The sequence below is a fragment of the Telluria sp. GW821-FHT07G12 genome (genome assembly GCF_059418525.1).
Genome location: NZ_JBWKQA010000003.1, coordinates 411,214 through 431,971 on the forward strand (window position 1 = coordinate 411,214; position 20,758 = coordinate 431,971).

Consider the following 20,758-nt stretch of genomic DNA (forward strand, 5'->3'; position numbering starts at 1 on the left):
GGCATTTTTTATGACGCTACCGGCAATCAGGCATTCTTACGAATGAACTCCCCAATCATCGGACAGATGATCTCGCGCCAGCGGCGGCCCGAGAAGATGCCGTAGTGGCCGCATTTCGGCGCCGTGAAGTGCTGCTGCTTCTCGGCCGGGATGCCGGTGCACAGCTCGTGCGCGGCCTGGGTCTGGCCGGCGCCGGAGATGTCGTCCAGCTCGCCTTCGATGGTGAACAGGGCCACGCTCTCGATGTCCTGCGGACGCACCAGCTGGCCGCCGACTTCCCAGGTGCCTTTCGGCAGGGCGAAGTCCTGGAACACGGTCTTGATGGTCTCCAGGTAGTACTCGGCCGGCATGTCCAGCACGGCGTTGTACTCGTCGTAGAACTTGCGGTGGGCTTCCGCCGAATCGTCGTCTCCGCGCACCAGGTGCTGGTAGAACTCGCGGTGGCTCTGGGCATGGCGGCCCGGGTTCATCGCGATGAAGCCGGCGTGCTGCAGGAAGCCCGGATAGACCTTGCGGCCGAAGCCCGGATAATTGCCCGGCACCGCGTAGATCACGGTGTTTTCGAACCACGAGAACGGCTTTTCGGTGGCCAGGTCGTTGACCGCGGTCGGCGACTTGCGCGGGTCGATCGGGCCGCCCATCATGACCATCGATTTCGGCAGTTTCGGATCCTTGTTGGTCGCCATCAGCGAGATCGCGGCCAGCACCGGCACGGTCGGCTGGCAGACCGAGATCACGTGCACGTCCGGCCCGAGGTGGCGGATGAAGTCCTGCACGTAATAGATATAGTCGTGGAGATGGAACTCGCCGTCGGACATCGGCACCATGCGGGCGTCGACCCAGTCGGTGATGTAGACGTCCTGGTTCGGCAGCAGGGCGCGGACGGTATCGCGCAGCAGCGTGGCGTGGTGCCCCGACAATGGAGCGACCACCAGCACGGTGGGCTGCTTGAGCGCGGCGAACTGCGCGTCCGGCATGTCTTTCTTGAAATGCAGCAGCTTGCAGAAGGGCTTGCTGACCGCCGTGCGTTCCATGATGCCGACGGTCTGGCCGTCGATCGTGGTCGAATTCAGGTCAAAGCCTGGTTTTTCGTAATCCTTGCCCAGGCGGTACATCAGTTCGTAGCCCGCGGCGATACGCTGGGAGAACGGGGTGTGGGCGAATGGCGAGACGGGATTCGAGAACAGTTTTGCAGAGGCGTCGGCCCACTGCATCAGCGGGTTCAGGAAGGAGCGTTGCATCTCGTGCAGTTGATAAAGCATATTATTTCCTTCACATTGCTCTGCTTTGGCAAACGTTTTGTTCGGCAGATCAATCAATTATAGGCCAATTGGCTTGGCGTGGGGCAACATGAAAAGGTGTTCATCATTGAAAAAATAGTGCGATGCAACATTAGTATCACAGTTCCCATACTGCCTTCGGTTAGGTGCCCTACATAAGAAAAATGCCCCGCATTGGCGGGGCATTTTTTGTCGTGCGTCGGTAACGGAACGTTTAGTCGAATACCGGGGTCTCGACGCCGAGGATCTTGTGCAGTTTCGGCGAGGTCGTCGTGTACTGCATGTGGATCTTCTTGTCCGGGAAGATGTACGGTGCGGCGCCGAAGGCGGCCAGCGCGGCTTCGTGGAAGCCCGACAGGATCAGCTTCTTCTTGCCCGGGTAGGTGTTGATGTCACCCACGGCAAAGATGCCCGGCACATTGGTTTCGAACTTCTCGGTGTCCACCACCTTGAGCTGCTTGCGCTCGATGTCCAGGCCCCACTCGGCGATCGGGCCCAGCTTCGGCGACAGGCCGAAGAACACCATCAGCATGTCCAGCGGGACGCGGCGGGTGACGCCGTCGGCGCCGGTGACCTTGACTTCGGACAGCTGGCCGTCCTTTTCGTCGAAGCCGGTGACCTGGCCGGTGATCAGCTGCATTTCGTACTCGTCGCACAGCTGCTTCATCTTGGCGACCGAGGCCGGCGCCGCGCGGAAATCTTCACGGCGGTGCACCAGCACGACCGATTCGGCCTTGCCGACGAAGTTCAGGGCCCAGTCCAGGGCGGAGTCGCCGCCGCCGCAGATGACCAGGTTCTTGCCTTCGAACAGAGCCGGATCCTTGACGCGGTAGAACAGCTGGCTGTTCTCGAACTTCTCGATGCCGTCGACCTTGATCGTGCGCGCCTGGAAGGAACCGACGCCGGCAGCGATGAAGATGGTCTTGGTGATGAAGCGGGTGCCGGTCGAGGTCTCGACGTTGAAGCGCTGGTCTTCACGGCGCTGCACCGTGGTCACTTCCTGGCCCAGGTGGAAGGTCGGGTCGAAAGGCTCGATCTGCTTGAGCAGGTTGTCGGTCAGTTCCTGGCCGGTGCAGACGGGCACGGCCGGGATGTCGTAGATCGGCTTGTCCGGGTACAGTTCAACGCACTGGCCGCCGACGGCCGGCAGCGAATCGATCACGTGGGCTTTGATCTCGAGCAGGCCCAGTTCGAACACCTGGAACAGGCCGACCGGGCCCGCGCCGATGATCACGGCATCGGCTTCGATGGCGCCGGCAAAAGAGCTGTTGGGAGCGATGGTGCCCACTTCCGGGGCAGCACTGATAGTCATGCTTGATTCCTGTTGATGTGGTTTGGCGGACGCGTCTTAGCGGGCCAGTTGGTCCAGCTTTTCCTTGACGTCCTTCCACTTGTCCGCGTCGGGCAGGGCGGGCTTGGTCTTGGTGATCGATGGCCAGTTGCGCGACAGGTCGGCGTTGATCTTGATGAATTGCTGCTGGTCCGACGGCACGTCCTCTTCCGCGTAGATCGCGTTGACCGGGCATTCCGCCACGCACACGGCGCAGTCGATGCACTCGTCCGGGTCAATGGCGAGGAAGTTCGGGCCTTCCCGGAAACAATCTACCGGGCATACATCCACGCAGTCGGTATAGCGACATTGGATGCACGATTCGGTGACAACGTGGGTCATAACAGTCCTTAATCAGTGGAAGCGGCGGCGTGTTGGATACAGGGGAGCTCGCCGGACGCGGCAAAGCACTGTATTTTAGGGCAATTCGGCCTTTACGACAAATCAGGCTTATACACAATACACATAAGCAAATGTTCATCCCGGCCGCACAATTGCCGAATATTTAACGGCTTGCACGCAGGTGCTGGATCAGGGCCTGCCAGCCGGCGGCGTCGGCGCCGTCCTCCGGCAGGGTCACCGTGCGGCAGCGCTGGCCGTCGTCGGCGGTGATTTCCCAGCGCATCTGGTCGGCGCCCACCGGGCAGGCGGGCGCCGCGCCGAAGAAGTCGAGGCGCTCGAGCAGGGATTCGATCGCCTGGCCGTCGCGGTGGCAGCCGGTGTCGAGCTCGAAGCGCTCGGCGCGGCCGGCAAAGCCGCCGCTGGCGCGGGCCGTGATCTTCATCGCTTCGCCTCAGGTGGTGGGAAGGGCGGATACCTTCGCGGTGGCGATCGCCACCGCCACCGTGGCTTCGGCCTCCGTCGCCGCCTGCTGCTCGCCGGCCGGGCCGAAGCGCCCGTGCTCGGCGCACCAGCGCGCCAGCGCCTGCGCCTCGGCGTCCAGGATGCGTTCGACCTCGTAGTACTCGGCCAGGTTCATGGTGCCGCAGCAGGCGCGCCGGTCCTGTTTGGCGCCGGGGGCGTCCTGCACCAGGGCCGCCAGGCGCAGTCCGGCCGGGTGCGGGCCGGTCAGGGTGGCCGGCACCTCGACCACTTCGCGCTGGGCGAAGCGGTTGCGAATGAAAGTGGTGTAGTCGGCCGGTTTGCCGTCCTCGAAGGTCAGGCGCAGCATTTCGTTGGCGACGTCGGCATAGGTGGCGGCGGCGTCGGGCGCGGCGATCAATGCCCGCAGCAGCAGCCCGCGCAGCCAGGCGGCGACCCGGTGCAGCACGACGGCGCAATCTTCCAGCTCCGGATTGCGCTCGAAGGCGAAGATGTCGGCCAGGATGTCGTACATCGCGCCGGTGAACACCTGGGAGATCGCGTGGACCTCGGTGCCGGCCTGGCTCAGGGTCAGGTCGTTGTCGGCGTTGCGCAGGCCGTTGGTGCTGCCCAGCGCCAGGCCGAACTGCTCGGCGATGTCGGCCAGGAAGGTTTTATCATGCAGATGGGCCTTGGTCTGGGCCACCACCGCCTCGCACTGGTCGAGCTGGGACAGGGCCAGGAAGATCGCAGTGAGGTCGCCGAAGGATTCGTGCAGACCGCCCGTCTGCGGCGGATTGTCCGCCATCAGCCATTGCGGCTTGAGGCCGTCCAGCACCGCGTGGCCGGTCTCGTGCGAGACGATGTCGAAGGAGCGGCAGGTGTACAGGCGCGCCGTTTCGCCGGGCGGGACGAAATCGCCGAACTTCAGGCAGGCCTGGGTCCGGCTGTAATAGGCGTTCATCACGTTCGGCAGGCCGTAGGGATGGACCTGCAGCGGCGAGGTATCGGCGCTGCTGTTCCACTGCCAGGGCAGGGGCATGGCGGCGCCGGCGGTGGACAGGGCGCGCTGGTACATCGTGAGGGTCTGGCGCACCACGGCATAGGTGTGGACGGCGTCGAATTGCGGGGTGTCGGGCATGGTGACGAAGTCGCCGAAGGCGTTCGGCTCGACCACCGGGAGGTCGGGATCGGCGGCGATGGCGATGCGGGCGTCGCGCGGGCCGGTCAGCACCACGCCCGGCAGGAAGACCTTGCGGGTGCCGATCTCGGACACCGACGGGTCCTGCTTCCACATCAGCACGCGCGCGCCGAAAGCGTAGGGCAGGGGGACGTCTGCCTGGCCGCCTTCCTCGGCGGCGCCGGGCTGGCCCGGTGCGGCGCCCCACGGACCGGCCGGCAGGCGCGGGCGGCCCGGCTGGTCGAGCAGCTGGGCGGCCTTGCGGTGCTGGCGGTAGGGGGCGGCCGGCATCGGCACGTAGCCGATCGGGGGCTGGGCAGGGTCGGGCAGGCTGTCACTTGCACTCATGATCACTTCCTCCGGTGGAGCAGGCTGCGACAGGCAGGCTGCGAAGGAAATGGTCGCCCGTCAATTGATTTGGGCATTGATTTGAGTCAACTAGCCAATGCGCCGCCCAGCTGGCATCATGGCGGGCTCTGTTGTTTTCAGATCAGGAAGGATGCCAGATGGCGGATATCAGCATTACCCAGCAACACCAGCTCAGCGCGGAGGCGGCGCGCGCTGCCGCCCAGAAAGTGGCGGACAAGCTGGCGGGGGAATATGGCCTGCAATGCAGGTGGGACGGCGACGTGCTGCGTTTCGAACGCAGCGGCGTGGAAGGCACGCTGGCGCTGGGCGACAGTCAGGCCGCGCTGCGCATCAAACTCGGGATGCTGATGGGCGCTTTCCGCTCGACCATCGAGACGAAGGTGGCGGAAAGCATGCGCAAGGTGTTTGCTTAAGCCTTGAGGTCTTCGATCAGGTCGACGTACTGCTGCATCGCGTCGTCCTGCGAGGTGCCTTTCAGAGCAGCCCAGGCGTCGAACTTGGCGCGGCCGACCATGTCGGTGAAGCCCGGGCGCTCACCTAGGGCGTCGCCGCTCGAGCCCTGCTTGTACAGGGCGTAGATCTTCAGCAGGGTCATGTTGTCCGGACGCTCGGGCAGGTTCTTCGAATCGATCTGGGCCTGGGCGAACTGTTCTTGCAAACTCATTGGTGACTCCTTGGATAAAATGGCAATTCTTCGGCCATCTTAGCGCATCGTCCCGGGAATCACCTTCGATACGACGGGATTTTAGAGTGGAGCCTCGATTACAGGCCGAGCAGCTCGACGTCGAAGATCAGCGTGGCGTTCGGCGGAATCACGCCGCCGGCGCCGCGTGCGCCATAGCCCAGGGCAGCCGGGATGATCAGGCGGCGCGCGCCGCCCACCTTCATGCCCTGCACGCCTTCGTCCCAGCCCTTGATCACATGGCCGGCGCCCAGCGGGAACTGGAAGGGGTCGTTGCGGTCTTTGCTGGAGTCGAACTTGGCGCCCTGGCTGCCGTCGTCGTTCTGCAGCCAGCCGGTGTAGTGCACGGTCACGTACTGGCCGGCCTTGGCTTCCGGGCCGTCGCCGGCGACGGTGTCTTCGTATTGCAGGCCGGAATTCGTGGTGGTGATGGGCATGGTCTTGTCCTCTTGTTCAGGTGTAAATCACGATTGTAGTGCATGTACCTGTCGATCTGCTACGACGCTTCTGTTGACGCCTTTTCCACTGTGTTGCGACGGCGCGCCGAATTCTTCATGAAACATGTCAACCACCCTTCGAATGCAGACGTTTCCCCGTAGAATAAGAACTTCTTCCACCTCCGGGCATACGTCCTCCCATGCTGCGTCGTTTCCGTAAGCTTTTTGTCACTGGTCTCTGCCTGTTGAGCGCTGTCCAAGCCGCCCAGGCCAATGTCGTCGTCGTCCTGAACTCGCGTGATGCCACGGTCCAGCTGCTCGACCAGGCCACCGGCGCCGACAACGGTACCTTCGCCGTGGGCAAGGAGCCCCACCACCTGATGCCGACGCCGGACAACAAGTCCGTGATCGTCGCCAGCTCGGTGGGTAACGAGCTGATCTTCCTGGATCCGATCACCGGCAAGATCCAGCAGCGCCTGACGGACGTGCTCGACCCCTACCAGATCGGCTTCTCGCCAGACCAGAAATGGTTCGTCTCGACCGCGCTGCGCCTGGACCGCGTGGACATCTACCAGTACGTGAACGGCAAGCTGGTGCTGAGCCGCCGCGTGCCGCTGCCGCGCATGCCCAGCCACATCGCCTTCGACGCCGCCAGCACCACGGCCTTCATCACCCGCCAGGGCAGCGACCAGGTCAGCGCGATCGACCTGAAGACCGGCGTGGTCAAATGGACCCTCGCGGTCGGCAAGCTCCCGGCCGGCATCACCATGACCCCGGACGACAAATACCTGCTGGTCGGGATCATGGGCAGCGACTACGTCGAAGTCATCGACTGGCGCACCGCGAAGTCCGTCAAGCGCATCAAGACCGGCAACGGCGCCCACAACTTCCGCGCGGTCGGCGACAAGCGCCACGTGTTCGTGTCGAACCGCGTGCAGAACTCGATCAACATCATCGACCAGGTCACGCTGGAGAACGTCGGCATGATCCCGGTGCCGGGCGGTCCGGACTGCATGGAACTGTCGGCCGACGGCAAGACCCTGTGGGTGACCCAGCGCTGGATCAAGAAGGTGGCGGTGATCGACGTCGCCAGCCGCAAGGTGATCAAGATGATTCCGGTCGGCCGTTCGCCGCACGGCGTGTTCTTCGCCAATTCGGCGCCGAGGATGTGATGCGGACGCGGCCCGGGTTAACACTAGCCCAGGCCGCGGCGGCGCTGCTGCTGGCGGCCACTCTTCTCCCTGCCTTGCAAGCCTCGGCCGCGCCCGAGCCTGCGCCCGGGCCCTGCAAGGGCACCATCTACCTCACTTTCGACACCGGCAGCCAGTCACAGGCCGCGCTGATCGCCGACACGCTGGGCAAGCACCACATCAAGGCCACCTTCTTCCTCGCCAACGAGAAGACGGTGCGCGGCGACTGGTCGCTCGACCCGGCCTGGGCCGCCTACTGGAAGGCGCGGGTGGCGGAAGGCCACGCCTTCGGCAGCCACACCTTCGACCACGTCTACTGGAAGCGCGACGAGGCCGGCGGCCGGATCATGGTGAAACCCCAGTTCGGCGCCCACGCCGGCAAGCAGGAAACCTGGACCGCCAAGCAGTATTGCGACGAGCTGCGCCGCGTCGACAGCCGCTTCCGCGAGCTGACCGGGCGCGGCCTGGATCCGATCTTCCGCGCGCCGGGCGGCTATACTTCGCCGAACGTGCTGGCCGCCGCGAAAAGCTGCGGCTACAGCCATGTCGGCTGGGCCAAAGCCGGCTTCTCGGGCGACGAGACGTCTAGCGAAGCCTTCCCCAACGCGCTGCTGCTGAAGCGCGCGCTGGACAAGCTGAAGGACGGCGACATCTTCATGGCCCACATGGGCATCTGGTCGCGCAAGGACCCGTGGGCGCCGGCCAACCTGGAACCCCTGATCGCCGGGCTTCAGCAGAAAGGCTTCTGTTTCGCTACACTGCGTGAGCATCCCGATTACGCTTCCCAATTCAAACAATGATTCAGCACTTCATCGACTGGTTCGCATTCCTCCAGGGCTGGCTGTTCGAGTCCGTGGTCGAGCCTTTCCTGTTCTATGCGGGCATGGGTGAATACGCCGAGGACGCCTTCGAGGGCGTCGAGTGGTTCCTGGCCGGGGCCTGCGAGGTGGCGGCCCTGTTCCTGGTCCTGCGGCCGCTCGAATCCCTGATCCCCGCGCAAAAGATGAGCGACCGTTACGCGCGCTGGAACGACTTCGTCTACACCCTGATCCACCGCCTGGGTTTCTTCACCATGGCGGTATTCTTCACCCTCGACCCCCTCATGGACCACGTGGCCGGCGCGCTGCGCATGGAGGGTGTGCACCCGTTCAACCTGGAGTCGCTGGTAACCGGCATGAGCCCCCTGGCCAGCTTCCTGGTCTACCTGGTGGTGCTGGATTTCTTCGATTACTGGTTCCACCGCGGCCAGCACAAGTTCCGCTGGTGGTGGGCCCTGCACAGCCTGCACCACAGCCAGCAGAACATGAATTTGTGGAGCGACGACCGCAACCACCTGCTGGATGACCTGCTGCGCGACGTCTACCTGGCCGTGATCGCGCTGGCGATCGGCGTGGCGCCTTCGCAGTACGTGCTGCTGGTATCGGTATCGCGCGCGCTGCAGTCGCTGCAGCATGCGAACGTGCGCCTGCACTTCGGCTGGCTCGGCGAGCGCCTGCTGGTGTCGCCGCGCTTCCACCGCACCCACCATGCGGTCGGTATCGGCCACGAATCGAAGGGCCGCGAGCTGGGCGGCTGCAATTTCGGCGTGCTGCTGCCGGTCTGGGACCTGCTGTTCAGGACCGCCAACTTCGCCACCGAGATCCGCGGCACCGGCGTGCGCGACCAGTTCGAACGTACCGCGCCGGACGGCACGCTCAAGCCGGCGCGCGACTACGGGCGCGGCTTCTGGCGCCAGCAGTGGCTGGGGCTGGTGCGCCTGGCCGAATCCTTCTCTCGCCGGCCCCGAAGGGTCGAGCAATGAGGGCCTGATGCTGCGCCCGATCGCTCTCGCCTACGGGCGCGCCCTGCGCTCGCAGTTCTCGAGCCGCATGCTGCTGCTGTCGGTGGTGCCGCTGCTGCTCTCGCTGGCGCTGTGGGGCAGCCTGCTGTACGCCGGCATGCAGCCGCTGTACGACTGGCTGCAGGACAGCTTCCACGAATATGGCCTGTTCGAGACCAGCGGCAGCATCCTCTCCACGCTGGGCCTGGGCTTTTTGAAAACCCTGGTGGTGCCGCTGGCGGCCATGCTGGCGCTGCTGCCGCTGATGATCGTCACCTCGCTGCTGTTCATCGGCGTGGGCGCCATGCCGGCCATTGCGCGCCACGTCAGCCGGGTCCAGTTCCCGACCCTCGAACGCAAGGAGGGCGGCAGCTTCCTCGGCAGCCTCGGGGTGAACCTGTCCGGCATCGTGGTGTTCGCGCTGCTGTGGATCCTGACCCTGCCGCTGTACGCGCTGGCGCCGGTGGCGCTGCTGGTGCAGGCCGTGCTGTGGGGCTGGCTGACGGCGCGCGTGATGAGCTACGACGCCCTGTCCATCCACGCCAGCCTGGAAGAGCGCCGCATCATCGTCGCTACCCGTCGCCGCCAGCTGCTCCTGATCGGCACCATTTCCGGCCTGCTGGGCGCCTTGCCCGGCGTGGCCTGGATCGGCGGGGCCCTTTTTTCGGTGGTGCTGTTCCCGGTGCTGGCGGTGCTGTCGATCTGGCTTTACCTGATCATCTTTATCTTCACCGGCCTGTGGTTCCAGTACTACTGCCTGCAGGCGCTCGCCGACCTGCGGGCAGCAGAAATCAAGAACCCAGCGTAAGCAGCAGCACCCGGCCTTCGCTGCCGCCCCTCAGGTTGAGCGTGACGATCACGCGGCCCTGCGGGTCCTGGCTCAGCGAAGTCACTTCCGCAAACGAGGTATCGCCCGCCGCGCGCGCATAGCCCGGCAGCAGCGAGGAGATATCGGTCCACTTCGACCCGCCATCCGCCGACCACGCCAGGTAGGGCAGGGCGTTCGCCTTGTCGAAGCCGCCCACCACGATGGTGTCCGGCTTGCCGGAGAGCGCCAGGAAGGAGCCGATGTAGGGGTAGGTCCTGGCGCCTTCGACCGGCTGCTCGATGACGAATTTGAAGGACTGGCCGCCATCTTCGCTGCGCAGCAGGCCGCCCTCGACGCCGGCGAACACGCGCTGGGTCGTTGCCACCTGCTCGATGAACTGCACGTTGCGGTTTTCCAGCTTCGGCAGCGATACCGGCAGCTCGGCGTCCGAGGCCAGGCGGCCGTCTGCGCCAAGCTTGTAGGCGCGCACATAGGCCGCATCGAGCGGGCATTCGCCGCCCACCAGCAGGCGCTCGCCGACCACCTGGAAGGCCTGGTGGGTGCAGATCATCGAATCGAACTGGCCCAGCACCACGCGCCAGCTGGCCGCCGCGTTATCCGAGACGAACAGGTTCTGGCCGGCGCCGGCATTCGTGTAGAGGCGGTTCCCCACCATTTTCAGCTCGTTCATCGCCAGCGGTGCGCACCACTCGCCGATGCAGTTCTCGAGCGGCTGGTCGCGCGCGGCGAAGGCGCCGGAGGTCTCGAGCGTGCACAGGCTGTGCTCGCCGACCTTGCCTTTTTGTGTTTCTCCAGCCTGCTGGAACAGCCACAGGTTCGAACCGAGGGCGCGCAGCGCCGGGGTGCGCGCCATGCCGTCGGCGCCATGCTTCGGCAGGCCGCAGGCGCCGAGCTGCACGTCGGTCCAGCGCGACGCCGCCTGCAGCGGCAAGGGGGTCTTCATGACGGCGCTGCCGTCCTGCGCGGAAGTCGACAGCGTCGCCCAGGCCGCTCCGTCCTTGTAGACCACATTGCCGATGCCGCGCGAGCTGGTCGCCAGCACATCGATTCTGGTGACGGCCTTCTCGGGCGCGGTTTCAAGGGAGCCGCCGCCGCAAGCGGCGAGCAAAAGGGAAGCGGCGGCGAAGGCCGCGCTGGAACGATGTTGGATCATGGGATTCCTCACTAGGGATACCGCGCCGATTCTAGGGCGGGGCAGGGCGGCGGTCTTGCGTGGGATTGTCGGGAGATTGTCGGCGGCGTGTCTGGAAATGTAGCGCTGCGCATCGGCGCGCGACCGTTTTGCCGTTCGTGGCACACTGGGGCCATCCCACCCAACCTGGAGCGGCAGGCGATGGCATTCGGCCTGATCATCATCGGCGACGAAATCCTGTCCGGCAAGCGCAGCGACCAGCACCTCCCCAAGGTGATCGCGCTGCTGGGCGAGCGCGGGCTGCAACTGGCCTGGGCCGAGATCGTCGGCGACGACCCGGCGCGCATCACCGCGCTGCTGCAGCGGACCCTGGCCGGGCCGGACATCGTGTTCTCCTGCGGCGGCATCGGCGCCACCCCGGACGACCACACGCGCCAGTGCGCGGCGGCGGCCCTCGGCGTGCCGCTCGCGCTGCACCCGGAAGGCAAGCTGCTGGTCCAGGAACGCATCCGCGAGTCCGCGCGCGAAGCCGGCCTCGAAGCGGACCTCGATGCGCCCGACAACCTGCACCGCCTCAAGCTGGTCGAATTCCCGCTCGGCGCCACCCTCATCCCCAATCCCTACAACCGCATCCCCGGCTTTACCGTGGCCAGTCATCACTTCGTGCCCGGCTTCCCCGTCATGGCGTGGCCGATGATCGCCTGGGTTCTCGACCAGCATTACAGTCAGTTGTTCCACCGCGAGCCCCGCCTCGAGCGCGCGCTGCTGGTGTACGAACAGGCCGAAGCCGTGCTGACGCCGCTGATGGAACACCTCGAAGCCCGCTACCCCGGTGTCAACGTGTTCAGCCTGCCCAGCGTTGGTGATAGCAGGACCCGCCGCCACATCGAGTTGGGCGTGAAAGGCGACCCGCTCCAGGTCGACGCCGCGTTTGGCGAGATGTGTGCGGAACTCACGCGCATGAACGCCGAATACGAGGTGCAGAACTAACAATTCGCGCAGTCGTTGCAATGCTGGTACGGTCCTGCAAACTGAGCCGTTGTTTTTTTGCGAAAATAGTCGGGCGAAGTCAAAAATCTGCAAGAGCGGTTCCTGTGTGTCACATTGATGTGGTGGAATGATGTCTGTAGGCAGTGCGATCTGGAGTGAGGTCGCGCCTGAATTGTGAACTTCTTGACGACCTGGATCACTCGCACCGACCAAGCAGTTTTGGGCGCGCCGGTTGACGGGAATTGCAGGACATTAGAACCGGTTGAACCATATGGAACGTAACATCCCCGCCCGCATGCTGCGCCGAATCCGCAAGCTCGTATTGCCGGGCCAGCCAGCCATCGCCGGCGTGCCCGCCATGGCCGCCGTGCAGGACATCCCCGTGCGCGACACCCCTTCGCGCCTCGAACCCGTGCTCGACACGGCGGCCGCATCTGCTCCCGCATCCGTGCCCCACGATGCCGACGTCGATACCGACGCCGGTTCCGGCACGGACTCGCCGCCGCCGCCCGCGCCGCCAAAGCGCCGCTGGCGCATGGTCAAGCGCGCCTTCCTGGTGCTGCTGCTGATCGCGGTGGCCGGCGGATCCGCGTTCGCGGTCTACGAAAGCCGCACCTCGGCCATGCAGGCGCGCTTCTTCGCCGGCCTGGCCAAGAAGATCAGCTACCGGGTCGAGAAGGGCCCCAGTGATGCGATCCGCTTCCCGGCCGCCAGTCCCTACGACGAACGCCTCGGCTACGCGAACCTGCCGAACTACCTGGCCAAGCTGAAAACGCGCGACTACGTGGTCGAGTCGCAGGCGCGCATGTCGCCGAAGATGCTGGAACTGGCCGACATGGGCCTGTTCGCGACCTATCACGAGAAGACCCGCGCCGGCCTCGACATCCTCGACACCAACGGCGAGCCGCTGTTCTCGGCGCGCTTCCCGGAACGCCTGTACGACAAATTCGATGCCGCGCCCTCGCTGCTGGTCCAGAGCCTGCTGTTCATCGAGAACCGTGAGCTGCTCGACACCACCTACCCGAAGCGCAACCCGGCGGTGGAGTGGGACCGCTTCTCGAAAGCGGTCTTCGACAAGTCCCTGCACGCGGTGGGCGTGGGCGGTGGCGGCCGCGTCGCCGGCGGTTCCACGCTGGCGACCCAGATCGAGAAGTACCGCCATTCGCCGGAAGGCCGCACCGCCTCGCTGGGCGACAAGCTGCGCCAGATGGCGTCGGCCATGCTGCGCTCCTACCAGGACGGCGAAGACACCAGCGCCACCCGGCGCCGCATCGTGCTCGAATACCTGAACACCGTGCCGCTGTCGGCCAAGCTGGGCTACGGCGAAGTGAACGGCATCGGCGACGGCATGTGGGTCTGGTACGGCCGCGATTTCGCGGAGGTCAACCGCATCCTGTCCAGCAAGACGGTCAACGCCGAATTCGCACTGGTCTACAAGGAAGCGCTGTCGCTGATGATCGCGCAGCGCCGTCCGGCCTATTACCTGGGCGCCGGCGAGAAGGACCTGGAAATCCTCACCAACAGCCACCTGCGCGTGCTGGCGCAGGCCGGCGTGATCTCGCCGCAGCTGCGCGAAGCCGCCATCGCCACGGTCCTGCATCCGGCGCTCGCCTCCGGTGTGGCGCCGCCGCCGGCCAACACCTTCGTCACCCGCAAGGCCGCCAACGCGGTGCGCAACCACCTGGCCAACCTGCTGGGCGACTCGCGCCTGTACAACCTCGACCGCCTCGACCTGGCGGTGGTGACCACCCTGAATGCGGACGCACAGAAGGCAGTCACCGCGGCGCTGCGCCGCCTGACCGACAACGAAGTTGCCGCCGCCGCCGGCCTGACCGGCAAGGGCATGCTCGGCAACGGCGACCCGTCCAAGGTCGTGTACAGCTTCACGCTGATGGAGCGTGGCGACAAGGTCAACTACCTGCGGGTCCAGACCGACAACTACGACCAGCCGCTGGACATCAACGAAGGCGCGAAGCTGGACCTGGGTTCGACCGCCAAGCTGCGCACCCTGGTCACCTACATGGACATCGTCGACCAGCTGCACAAGCGCTACGAGCCGATGAGCAAGAGCGAACTGGCGGCGGTGAAGATCGATCCGAAGGACCGCCTGAGCCAGTGGGGCGTCGAGTACTTCATGACCCTGCCGGCAGGCGCCGACCGCGGACTGCAGCCGATGCTGGCCGCGGCGATGGAGCGCAAGTATTCGGGCAACCCGGGAGAAGCCTTCTTCACCGGTGGCGGCCTGCACACCTTCGGCAACTTCAGCAAGCTGGATGACAGCCGCATCCTCACCGTCCAGCAGGCGCTGCAGAACTCCACCAACCTGGTGTTCGTGCGCCTGATGCGCGACGTCGTGCGCTATTACATGTTCCAGCTGCCGGGTTCCTCGGCCCAGCTGCTGGCCGATGCCGACGATCCGCGCCGCGCCGAGTACCTGTCGCGCTTTGCCGACCGCGAAGGCAAGGATTTCCTGGCCCGCTTCTGGAACAAGTACCGCGGCATGGAATGGACCGAAGTCGAGGCCGCGCTGATGCAGGGCGTGCGCCCGGCCGCATCGAAGCTGGCGGCGGTTCACCGCACCATCATGCCGGATGCCTCGCTGGCCGAGTTCAGCAAGTTCATTCACACGCACCTGCCGGACGACCGCGAAGTGGACGAGGAACGCATCGCCAAGATGTACGACCAGTACTCGACGGCGAACATGTCGCTGGCCGACCGCGGCTACGTGGCTTCGGTCCACCCGCTCGAACTGTGGCTGGCCGGCTATCTGCGCACCCACCCGAAAGCGGGCTGGGACGAGGTGACCAAGGCTTCGGTGAAGGAGCGCCAGGAAGTCTATTCCTGGCTGTTCAAGACCCACCGCAAGCACGCCCAGGACAAGCGCATCGCCGGCCTGATCGAGGTCGAGGCCTTCCTCAAGATCCACGCCCAGTGGAAGAAGATGGGCTATCCCTTCGATTCGCTGGTGCCCTCGTATGCGACCACGCTGGGCGCCTCGGCCGACCGGCCGATCGCGCTGGCCGAGCTGATGGGCATCATCGTCAACGGCGGCGTGCGCAAACCGACCCAGCGCATCGACTCGCTGCACTTCGCCAAGGACACGCCGTATGAAACCCTGGTCAAGCGCAGCCAGGACGGCAAGGGCGAGCAGGTGCTGGACCCGCTGGTGGCGCGCGCGGTGGCGAACGCCATCCACGGCGTCGCGATGGAAGGCACCGCCAAGCGCGTCAGGCAGGCCTTCTACAAACAGGACGGCAGCGTGATCGCGATGGGCGGCAAGACCGGCACCGGCGACCAGCGCTTCGACGTCTACGGCGCCGGCCACCGCCTGATCGAGTCGCGCTACGTGAACCGTTCGGCGACGTTTGTGTTCAACATCGGCGAGCGCTTCTTCGGCAGCATGACGGCCTATGTGCACGGCCCGGACTCGGCCCACTACGACTTCACCAGCGCATTGCCGGTGCAGCTGCTGGTGACCCTGGCGCCGAGCCTGATGCCGATGATCGAGAAAACGGACACCGTCATCGTGCCGGGCCTGCACGTGGTGACGCCGGCCGAGAAGGCCGCTGCCGCCGCGGCGGCAGCCGGCCCGGTCAACGACGATGTCGCCACCGTCAAGCCGGCGCCGGAAGACGCCAAGGCGGAAGAGGTGGAGGCGCTGGCCAAGCCGACAGCCCCGGTGGCCGCCAAGCCTGCGGCGCCTGTCGCTCCGGCAGCCGCCGCGCCGGCCCACGCCAAGCCGGCCAAGGAAGAGGCGCCGCATCACAAGCCGGCCGCCGACGCTGCGCAAGCGAAACCGGCTGCCGCCAAACCGGCCGCCGCAAAGTCCAGTGAGACGCCGCATCCGAAACCCGCTGCCGACGCCCCGCGCGTGAAACCGGCGGCCGAGGACAGCCATCCGAAAGCGGTCGACGCCCTGCGCGCGAAGCCTGTGGCGAAGCCCGTCAAACCGCGCGCCGAGGCTTCGGACCAGCCGAAGGAACCCAAGGCCGAGCCGGTGCGCCCGAAGCCGGCCGCGGTGGAGGAAGTGCTGCATTGAGCGGCGCGTCTGAGTGCATGGGGGCCGCGTGAAGCGGCCCAAGCTCGGCAAGTTCAGCCTGGTGTCGCTGCGCGACCTGCTGGTGGCGTCGCTGCCCACCATCCTGCTGGTGGCGGCCGCCTGCGTGGTGGCCTATGTCGTGGTCGATCCGGCCCCGCCGCGCCACGTCATCCTCGCCACCGGCCAGGAAAACAGCGCCTACGAAGAATTCGGCCGCAAGTACGCGGCCCTGCTGGCGCGCGACGGCATCAAGGTCGAGCTGCAGCGCTCCCTCGGCTCCGAAGACAACCTGCAGCGCCTCCTGAATGGCAAGGCCGATATCGCCTTCGTGCAAAGCGGCTCGACCAGCGAAGCGCAGGCCGAGCGCGGCGAGCTGATGTCGCTGGGCAGCCTGTTCACCGAGCCGGTGTGGCTGTTCCTGCGCGAAGGCGACAAGCGCCACAAGCTCGACGTGCGCAGCCTGACGCAGCTGAAAGGCCTGCGCATCAACCTCGGTCCGGAAGGCACGGGTGTGCCGAAACTGTTCCGCCAGGTCTTGTCGGTGAATGGCGTCGAGCCGAGTCAGCTGACGATTTCATCGCTGGAAAACACGCCGGCCACCGTCGAGCTGCTGGCCGGCCATATCGACGGCATCGTGTTCAGCTCCGCGCCGGAAGCGCCGCTGATCCAGATGCTGCTGCAGACGCCCGGCATCAAGCTGTTCGACTTCCGCCAGGCCGAAGCCTATACGCGGCGCCTGCCTTTCCTGACCCATGTGGTGCTGCCGCGCGGGATCGTCGATCTCGGGCGCGACATCCCGGCCCAGGATTTCCACCTGATCGCACCGACCGCGACCCTGGTCGCGCGCGAGGGCCTGCATCCGGCCCTGGTCGACGAATTCGTGAAGTCGGCCACCGAGATCCACGGCGGGGCAGGCTGGTTCTCGCAGCAGGGCCAGTTCCCGTCGCCGAAGTACACCGAGATTCCGGTCTCGCGCGAAGCCGCGAAATACTACCGCGACGGTCCGCCTTTCCTGCAGCGCTACCTGTCGTTCTGGCTGGCGAACCTGTTCGACCGCCTGTGGGTCGTGGTGGTGGCGCTGGCGGCGCTGGTGATCCCGCTGTCGAAGATCGTGCCGCCGCTGTACGTGTGGCGCATCCGTTCGCGCGTCTACCGCTGGTATGGCCAGCTGCGCGCGGTCGAGCAGGCGCTGGAGAGCGCCGATCCGGCGCAGTGCGAGGAGGTGCGCGCCGACCTGCTGCGCCGCCTCGACGACATCGAGGCGCGCGTGAACCACATCTCGATCCCGCTGGCTTACGCCGATGCGCTGTATGGCCTGCGCAGCCACATCAACTTCGTGCGCCAGCGCGTGCGCGGCAGTCTGAAAAATCCTACGGCAGGGTGATCTTCACGATCGCATTGCCGGCTATCGCGTAGAGCGTCCCCTTGCCGTCGCCCGTCAGCCCGCCCAGCGCGGGCAGGGCGCCCGGCCCGTTCCCGAGCTGCAGCGCCGTGGCGCCGGCCGTGCCGGCCACCGTCGACACCAACCGGTCCGGTGTAATTTTCCTGATCAGGTTATTTCCGGCGTCGGCGGCGTACAGATTGCCGCCAGCGTCGAGCGTCAGCGCGATGACGTGGTCGAAGCGGGCCGCGCCGGCGAGCCCGTCGGCGACACCGGGGCCGCCGGACAGCCCGGCCAGCACCAGTCTGGCGCCGGATGGGTCGATGCGGCTGACCGTGCTGGCGAAGTCGCCCACGTAGACCGTGCCGTCCCTGGCGGCGGCGAGGCCGCGCTGCTGGAAGGCATGGCTGCCGAGGACGCTGGCGATGTTGTCCAGCCGCGCCACGCCGTCGACCATGGTGACGGCGCCGGTGGGCGCGATCTTGCGGATGCCGATCGCGTTGGCCACGGCCACGTTGGCGAAGCCGTCCACCGCGATGCCGCTGCCGTAGAAATAGGGGATCTCGCTGCCGCTCACAACGGTGGCCGTGTCGAGCGTGGCGATGGTGCGGACCACGCCACTCGGGTCGATTTCGCGCACGGCCAGGCCGTCGGTGGCGTACAGCCTGCCGTCGGGCGAAGCGGCGATGGCGGTCAGGAAGGCGAAGCCCGCCGTGCCGGCCGCGCCGTCGACGCTCTGGCAGCGCAGCGGCGAGCCGGCGATGGTGCTGACGGCGCCCGAGCCGGCGATCTTGCGGATGCTGCAGTTGTCGCGGTCGGCCACGAACAGGTTGCCGGCCGTGTCGGCCGCGATGCCGACCGGATGGCCGAAGCGCGCGGCGGCCCCGCTGGCGTCGATGTTGCCGGCTTCCGTGGCGCTGCCGGCCACCAGCGCCAGGGTCGTCACGCGGGCGGAGGAGGCCGGTGCGCCGGGCCCGGTCGCGCCGGCGCTGCCGCCTCCGCCGCCGCAGGATGCGCACAGTGCCGCCAGCAGCGTCGCCTGCAAAACTGACGCGAACGGTCGTGCTATTTTTGCTGTCATGCCGGTCCCCGAATATTGTGTTTTCGGCATCCTAGCATGGCGAATGGCTGTGTGCAGCCGCTCAGGCCCCGATCCAGGGCAGGCCGGCCTTGCACCAGCCGCCCACCGTCTTGCGGTGGCCTTCGCCGTCGCGGTCGCCTTCGAAGCCTTCCAGAATGTCGAAGGCATCCGTGTAACCGAGTTCGGTTGCCACGCGGGCGGCGTGACGCGAGCGCACGCCCGAGCGGCACAGGAACAGCAGCACGTCTTCCTTGTCCGCGGTCTGCTGCAGCTGGGTGGCGAAGTCCGGGTTCGGCGCGCCACCCGGGTACAGGGTCCATTGCACCGCACCGTGCTGGGCTTCCGGAATGGCGGGGCGGCCGATCCAGTCGCGCTCCGCATTCGTGCGCACGTCGACCAGTTTTACGCGCGGGTCGGACTGGAGCAGGGCATAGGCTTCCTGCGGCGTGACGGCGCCGGCGTAAGGCTGGCCGGGAGCGCGCTCGCGGGCCTTGTTCAGGATATCGTCGGTGGTGGTCATGCTGTTCTCCTAAATAGTGCAACCCGCCTCAAGTTGGTGCATACTGCGCCACTTGCACCAGTCTGGTGCGTATGGATGAGATCGCATCAAAACCGTGCGCCCATATCGGGTCATTGATTTTACGGGTCAAATGTCGGGTGCACCAACGACAGATTGCTTATTTGCTCATGGACAAGAGCTGGCACACTTACTGCTTATAAGACCATGCGCCTGTCGCACGCCCCGTTGGCGTCGCCGACACCCCTTTTTCAATCAGGAGAATACGAATGGCAAGGACCGCCGCAGATGTAATGCAGATGCTGAAGGATAACGAAGTCAAGTTCGTCGATTTGCGTTTCGCGGATACCCGCGGCAAAGAGCAGCACGTGACCGTTCCCATCTCGCACTTTGACGAAGACAAGTTCGAATCCGGCCACGCCTTCGACGGCTCCTCGATCGCCGGCTGGAAAGGCATCGAAGCATCCGACATGCTGCTGATCCCGGACCCGAACACCGCCAACCTCGACCCGTTCATGGAAGAGACCACCGTCTTCATGCAGTGCGACGTGATCGAACCGTCGGACGGCAAGGGCTACGACCGCGACCCGCGCTCGATCGCCAAGCGCGCCGAAGCCTACCTGAAGTCCTCGGGCCTGGGCGACACCGCCTTCTTCGGTCCGGAGCCGGAATTCTTCATCTTCGACTCGGTCCACTGGAAGATCGACATGTCGGGTTCGATGGTCAAGATCAGCTCGGAAGAAGCCTCCTGGTCGACCGACAAGGAATTCGAAGGCGGCAACAGCGGCCACCGTCCGACCGTCAAGGGCGGCTACTTCCCGGTCCCGCCGGTCGACAGCTTCCAGGACATGCGTTCGGAAATGTGCCTGATCCTCGAATCGCTGGGCATCCCGGTCGAAGTGCATCACCACGAAGTGGCCGGCGCCGGCCAGAACGAAATCGGCACCAAGTTCTCGACCCTGGTCGAGCGCGCCGACTGGACCCAGAACCTGAAGTACGTGGTCTGGAACGTCGCCCACAGCTACGGCAAGACCGCCACCTTCATGCCGAAGCCGATGAACGGCGATAACGGCTCGGGCATGCACGTGCACCAGTCGATCTGGAAGGACGGCAAGAACCTGTTCGCCGGCGACGGCTATGCCGGCCTGTCGGAAACCGCCCTGTACTACATCGGCGGCATCATCAAGCACGCCAAGGCCCTGAACGCGATCACCAACCCGGGCACCAACTCGTACAAGCGCCTGGTGCCTGGCTACGAAGCTCCGGTCAAGCTGGCCTATTCGGCCCGCAACCGTTCGGCGTCGATCCGCATCCCGCACGTGGCGAACCCGAAGGGCCGCCGCATCGAGACCCGCTTCCCGGACCCGCTGGCCAACGTCTACCTGTGCTTCGCCGCGCTGCTGATGGCAGGCCTGGACGGCATCCAGAACAAGATCCACCCGGGCGAAGCCGCGACCAAGGACCTGTACCACCTGCCGCCGGAAGAAGACAAGCTGATCCCGACCGTGTGCGCATCGCTGGAAGAAGCCCTGGACGCGCTGAACAAGGACCGCGAGTTCCTGACCCGCGGCGGCGTGTTCAGCGACAGCATGATCGACGCCTACATCGAGCTGAAGATGGGTGAAGTGCAGCGTCTGCGCATGACCCCGCACCCGGCCGAATTCGACATGTACTATTCGTCGTAAGTGTAGCCACGCGGCA

At 65.7% G+C, this 20,758-nt stretch carries 19 protein-coding genes; 9 read left to right on the plus strand and 10 right to left on the minus strand.

Annotated elements, in window-relative coordinates; translation table 11 throughout:
- Positions 1 to 26: 26 nt before the first annotated feature.
- The 5 genes from AC07PE_RS14435 to AC07PE_RS14455 all read right to left on the minus strand — a co-directional run bounded on the left by AC07PE_RS14435 (position 27) and on the right by AC07PE_RS14455 (position 4,939).
- Positions 27 to 1,262 carry a polyhydroxyalkanoate depolymerase gene (locus AC07PE_RS14435; protein WP_498765529.1) on the minus strand — a complete coding sequence of 412 codons (1,236 nt, stop codon included), beginning with the start codon at positions 1,260 to 1,262 and terminating at the stop codon, positions 27 to 29.
- A 232-nt stretch (positions 1,263 to 1,494) separates the two neighbouring features.
- The gene (locus tag AC07PE_RS14440; protein WP_498765531.1) at positions 1,495 to 2,592 is read right to left on the minus strand and encodes an NAD(P)/FAD-dependent oxidoreductase; all 1,098 of its coding nucleotides are present in this window, start codon (positions 2,590 to 2,592) and stop codon (positions 1,495 to 1,497) included.
- 36 nt (positions 2,593 to 2,628) lie between these two features.
- A complete protein-coding gene (fdxA, locus tag AC07PE_RS14445) occupies positions 2,629 to 2,952 on the minus strand; it encodes a ferredoxin FdxA (protein ID WP_498765533.1) in 324 nt (107 codons plus the stop codon).
- 163 nt (positions 2,953 to 3,115) lie between these two features.
- A complete protein-coding gene (locus AC07PE_RS14450; RefSeq protein WP_498765535.1) occupies positions 3,116 to 3,394 on the minus strand; it encodes a protealysin inhibitor emfourin in 279 nt (92 codons plus the stop codon).
- Between the two features lie 9 nt (positions 3,395 to 3,403).
- On the minus strand, positions 3,404 to 4,939 hold the full coding sequence (locus tag AC07PE_RS14455; protein ID WP_498765537.1) for a hypothetical protein: 1,536 nt from the start codon (positions 4,937 to 4,939) through the stop codon (positions 3,404 to 3,406).
- A gap of 158 nt (positions 4,940 to 5,097) precedes the next feature.
- On the opposite strand from AC07PE_RS14455, the gene AC07PE_RS14460 reads away from it, so the two are divergent.
- The gene (locus tag AC07PE_RS14460) at positions 5,098 to 5,373 is read left to right on the plus strand and encodes a polyhydroxyalkanoic acid system family protein (protein WP_498765539.1); all 276 of its coding nucleotides are present in this window, start codon (positions 5,098 to 5,100) and stop codon (positions 5,371 to 5,373) included.
- On the opposite strand, the gene AC07PE_RS14465 is transcribed toward AC07PE_RS14460, so the two are convergent.
- Positions 5,370 to 5,624, minus strand: coding sequence for an acyl-CoA-binding protein (locus AC07PE_RS14465; RefSeq protein ID WP_498765541.1), 255 nt, complete (start codon positions 5,622 to 5,624; stop codon positions 5,370 to 5,372). The two genes, AC07PE_RS14460 and AC07PE_RS14465, sit on opposite strands and share 4 nt — an antisense overlap.
- A 98-nt stretch (positions 5,625 to 5,722) precedes the next feature.
- Entirely contained in the window at positions 5,723 to 6,079 is a 357-nt protein-coding gene (locus AC07PE_RS14470; protein WP_498765542.1) for an FKBP-type peptidyl-prolyl cis-trans isomerase, read from the minus strand.
- 200 nt (positions 6,080 to 6,279) lie between these two features.
- Here AC07PE_RS14470 and AC07PE_RS14475 point away from each other — a divergent pair, with 200 nt between their 5' ends.
- From AC07PE_RS14475 to AC07PE_RS14490, 4 genes are read left to right on the plus strand one after another with little or no spacing between them, the layout of a single operon-like run.
- A complete protein-coding gene (locus AC07PE_RS14475) occupies positions 6,280 to 7,251 on the plus strand; it encodes a YncE family protein (protein WP_498765544.1) in 972 nt (323 codons plus the stop codon).
- Positions 7,251 to 8,069 carry a polysaccharide deacetylase family protein gene (locus AC07PE_RS14480; protein ID WP_498765546.1) on the plus strand — a complete coding sequence of 273 codons (819 nt, stop codon included), beginning with the start codon at positions 7,251 to 7,253 and terminating at the stop codon, positions 8,067 to 8,069. Before AC07PE_RS14475 ends, AC07PE_RS14480 begins: the two co-directional genes overlap by 1 nt.
- Entirely contained in the window at positions 8,066 to 9,070 is a 1,005-nt protein-coding gene (locus tag AC07PE_RS14485) for a sterol desaturase family protein (protein ID WP_498765548.1), read from the plus strand. Before AC07PE_RS14480 ends, AC07PE_RS14485 begins: the two co-directional genes overlap by 4 nt.
- Before the next feature lie 7 nt (positions 9,071 to 9,077).
- Positions 9,078 to 9,896: an EI24 domain-containing protein gene (locus tag AC07PE_RS14490; RefSeq protein WP_498765550.1), complete on the plus strand. Its 819-nt coding sequence runs from the start codon at positions 9,078 to 9,080 to the stop codon at positions 9,894 to 9,896.
- Here the strand turns inward: AC07PE_RS14490 and AC07PE_RS14495 are convergent.
- A complete protein-coding gene (locus AC07PE_RS14495) occupies positions 9,880 to 11,070 on the minus strand; it encodes a beta propeller repeat protein (RefSeq protein WP_498765552.1) in 1,191 nt (396 codons plus the stop codon). The two genes, AC07PE_RS14490 and AC07PE_RS14495, sit on opposite strands and share 17 nt — an antisense overlap.
- Before the next feature lie 180 nt (positions 11,071 to 11,250).
- On the opposite strand from AC07PE_RS14495, the gene AC07PE_RS14500 reads away from it, so the two are divergent.
- From AC07PE_RS14500 to AC07PE_RS14510, 3 genes are all read left to right on the plus strand, one after another.
- Positions 11,251 to 12,039 carry a competence/damage-inducible protein A gene (locus AC07PE_RS14500; RefSeq protein ID WP_498765554.1) on the plus strand — a complete coding sequence of 263 codons (789 nt, stop codon included), beginning with the start codon at positions 11,251 to 11,253 and terminating at the stop codon, positions 12,037 to 12,039.
- Positions 12,040 to 12,574: 535 nt separating this feature from the next.
- Positions 12,575 to 16,078, plus strand: coding sequence for a transglycosylase domain-containing protein (locus tag AC07PE_RS14505; protein ID WP_498766065.1), 3,504 nt, complete (start codon positions 12,575 to 12,577; stop codon positions 16,076 to 16,078).
- 28 nt (positions 16,079 to 16,106) lie between these two features.
- The gene (locus tag AC07PE_RS14510; protein ID WP_498765556.1) at positions 16,107 to 17,462 is read left to right on the plus strand and encodes a TAXI family TRAP transporter solute-binding subunit; all 1,356 of its coding nucleotides are present in this window, start codon (positions 16,107 to 16,109) and stop codon (positions 17,460 to 17,462) included.
- On the opposite strand, the gene AC07PE_RS14515 is transcribed toward AC07PE_RS14510, so the two are convergent.
- Positions 17,449 to 18,540 carry an NHL repeat-containing protein gene (locus AC07PE_RS14515; RefSeq protein ID WP_498765558.1) on the minus strand — a complete coding sequence of 364 codons (1,092 nt, stop codon included), beginning with the start codon at positions 18,538 to 18,540 and terminating at the stop codon, positions 17,449 to 17,451. The genes AC07PE_RS14510 and AC07PE_RS14515 overlap by 14 nt on opposite strands.
- 61 nt (positions 18,541 to 18,601) lie before the next feature.
- Positions 18,602 to 19,060, minus strand: a complete 459-nt coding sequence (locus AC07PE_RS14520; RefSeq protein WP_498765560.1) for a rhodanese-like domain-containing protein — start codon at positions 19,058 to 19,060, stop codon at positions 18,602 to 18,604.
- Between the two features lie 266 nt (positions 19,061 to 19,326).
- Between AC07PE_RS14520 and glnA the strand changes: the two genes are divergently transcribed.
- Complete coding sequence (gene glnA, locus AC07PE_RS14525) at positions 19,327 to 20,742, plus strand: type I glutamate--ammonia ligase (protein ID WP_498765562.1); 1,416 nt, start codon at positions 19,327 to 19,329, stop codon at positions 20,740 to 20,742.
- Positions 20,743 to 20,758 lie beyond the last annotated feature (16 nt).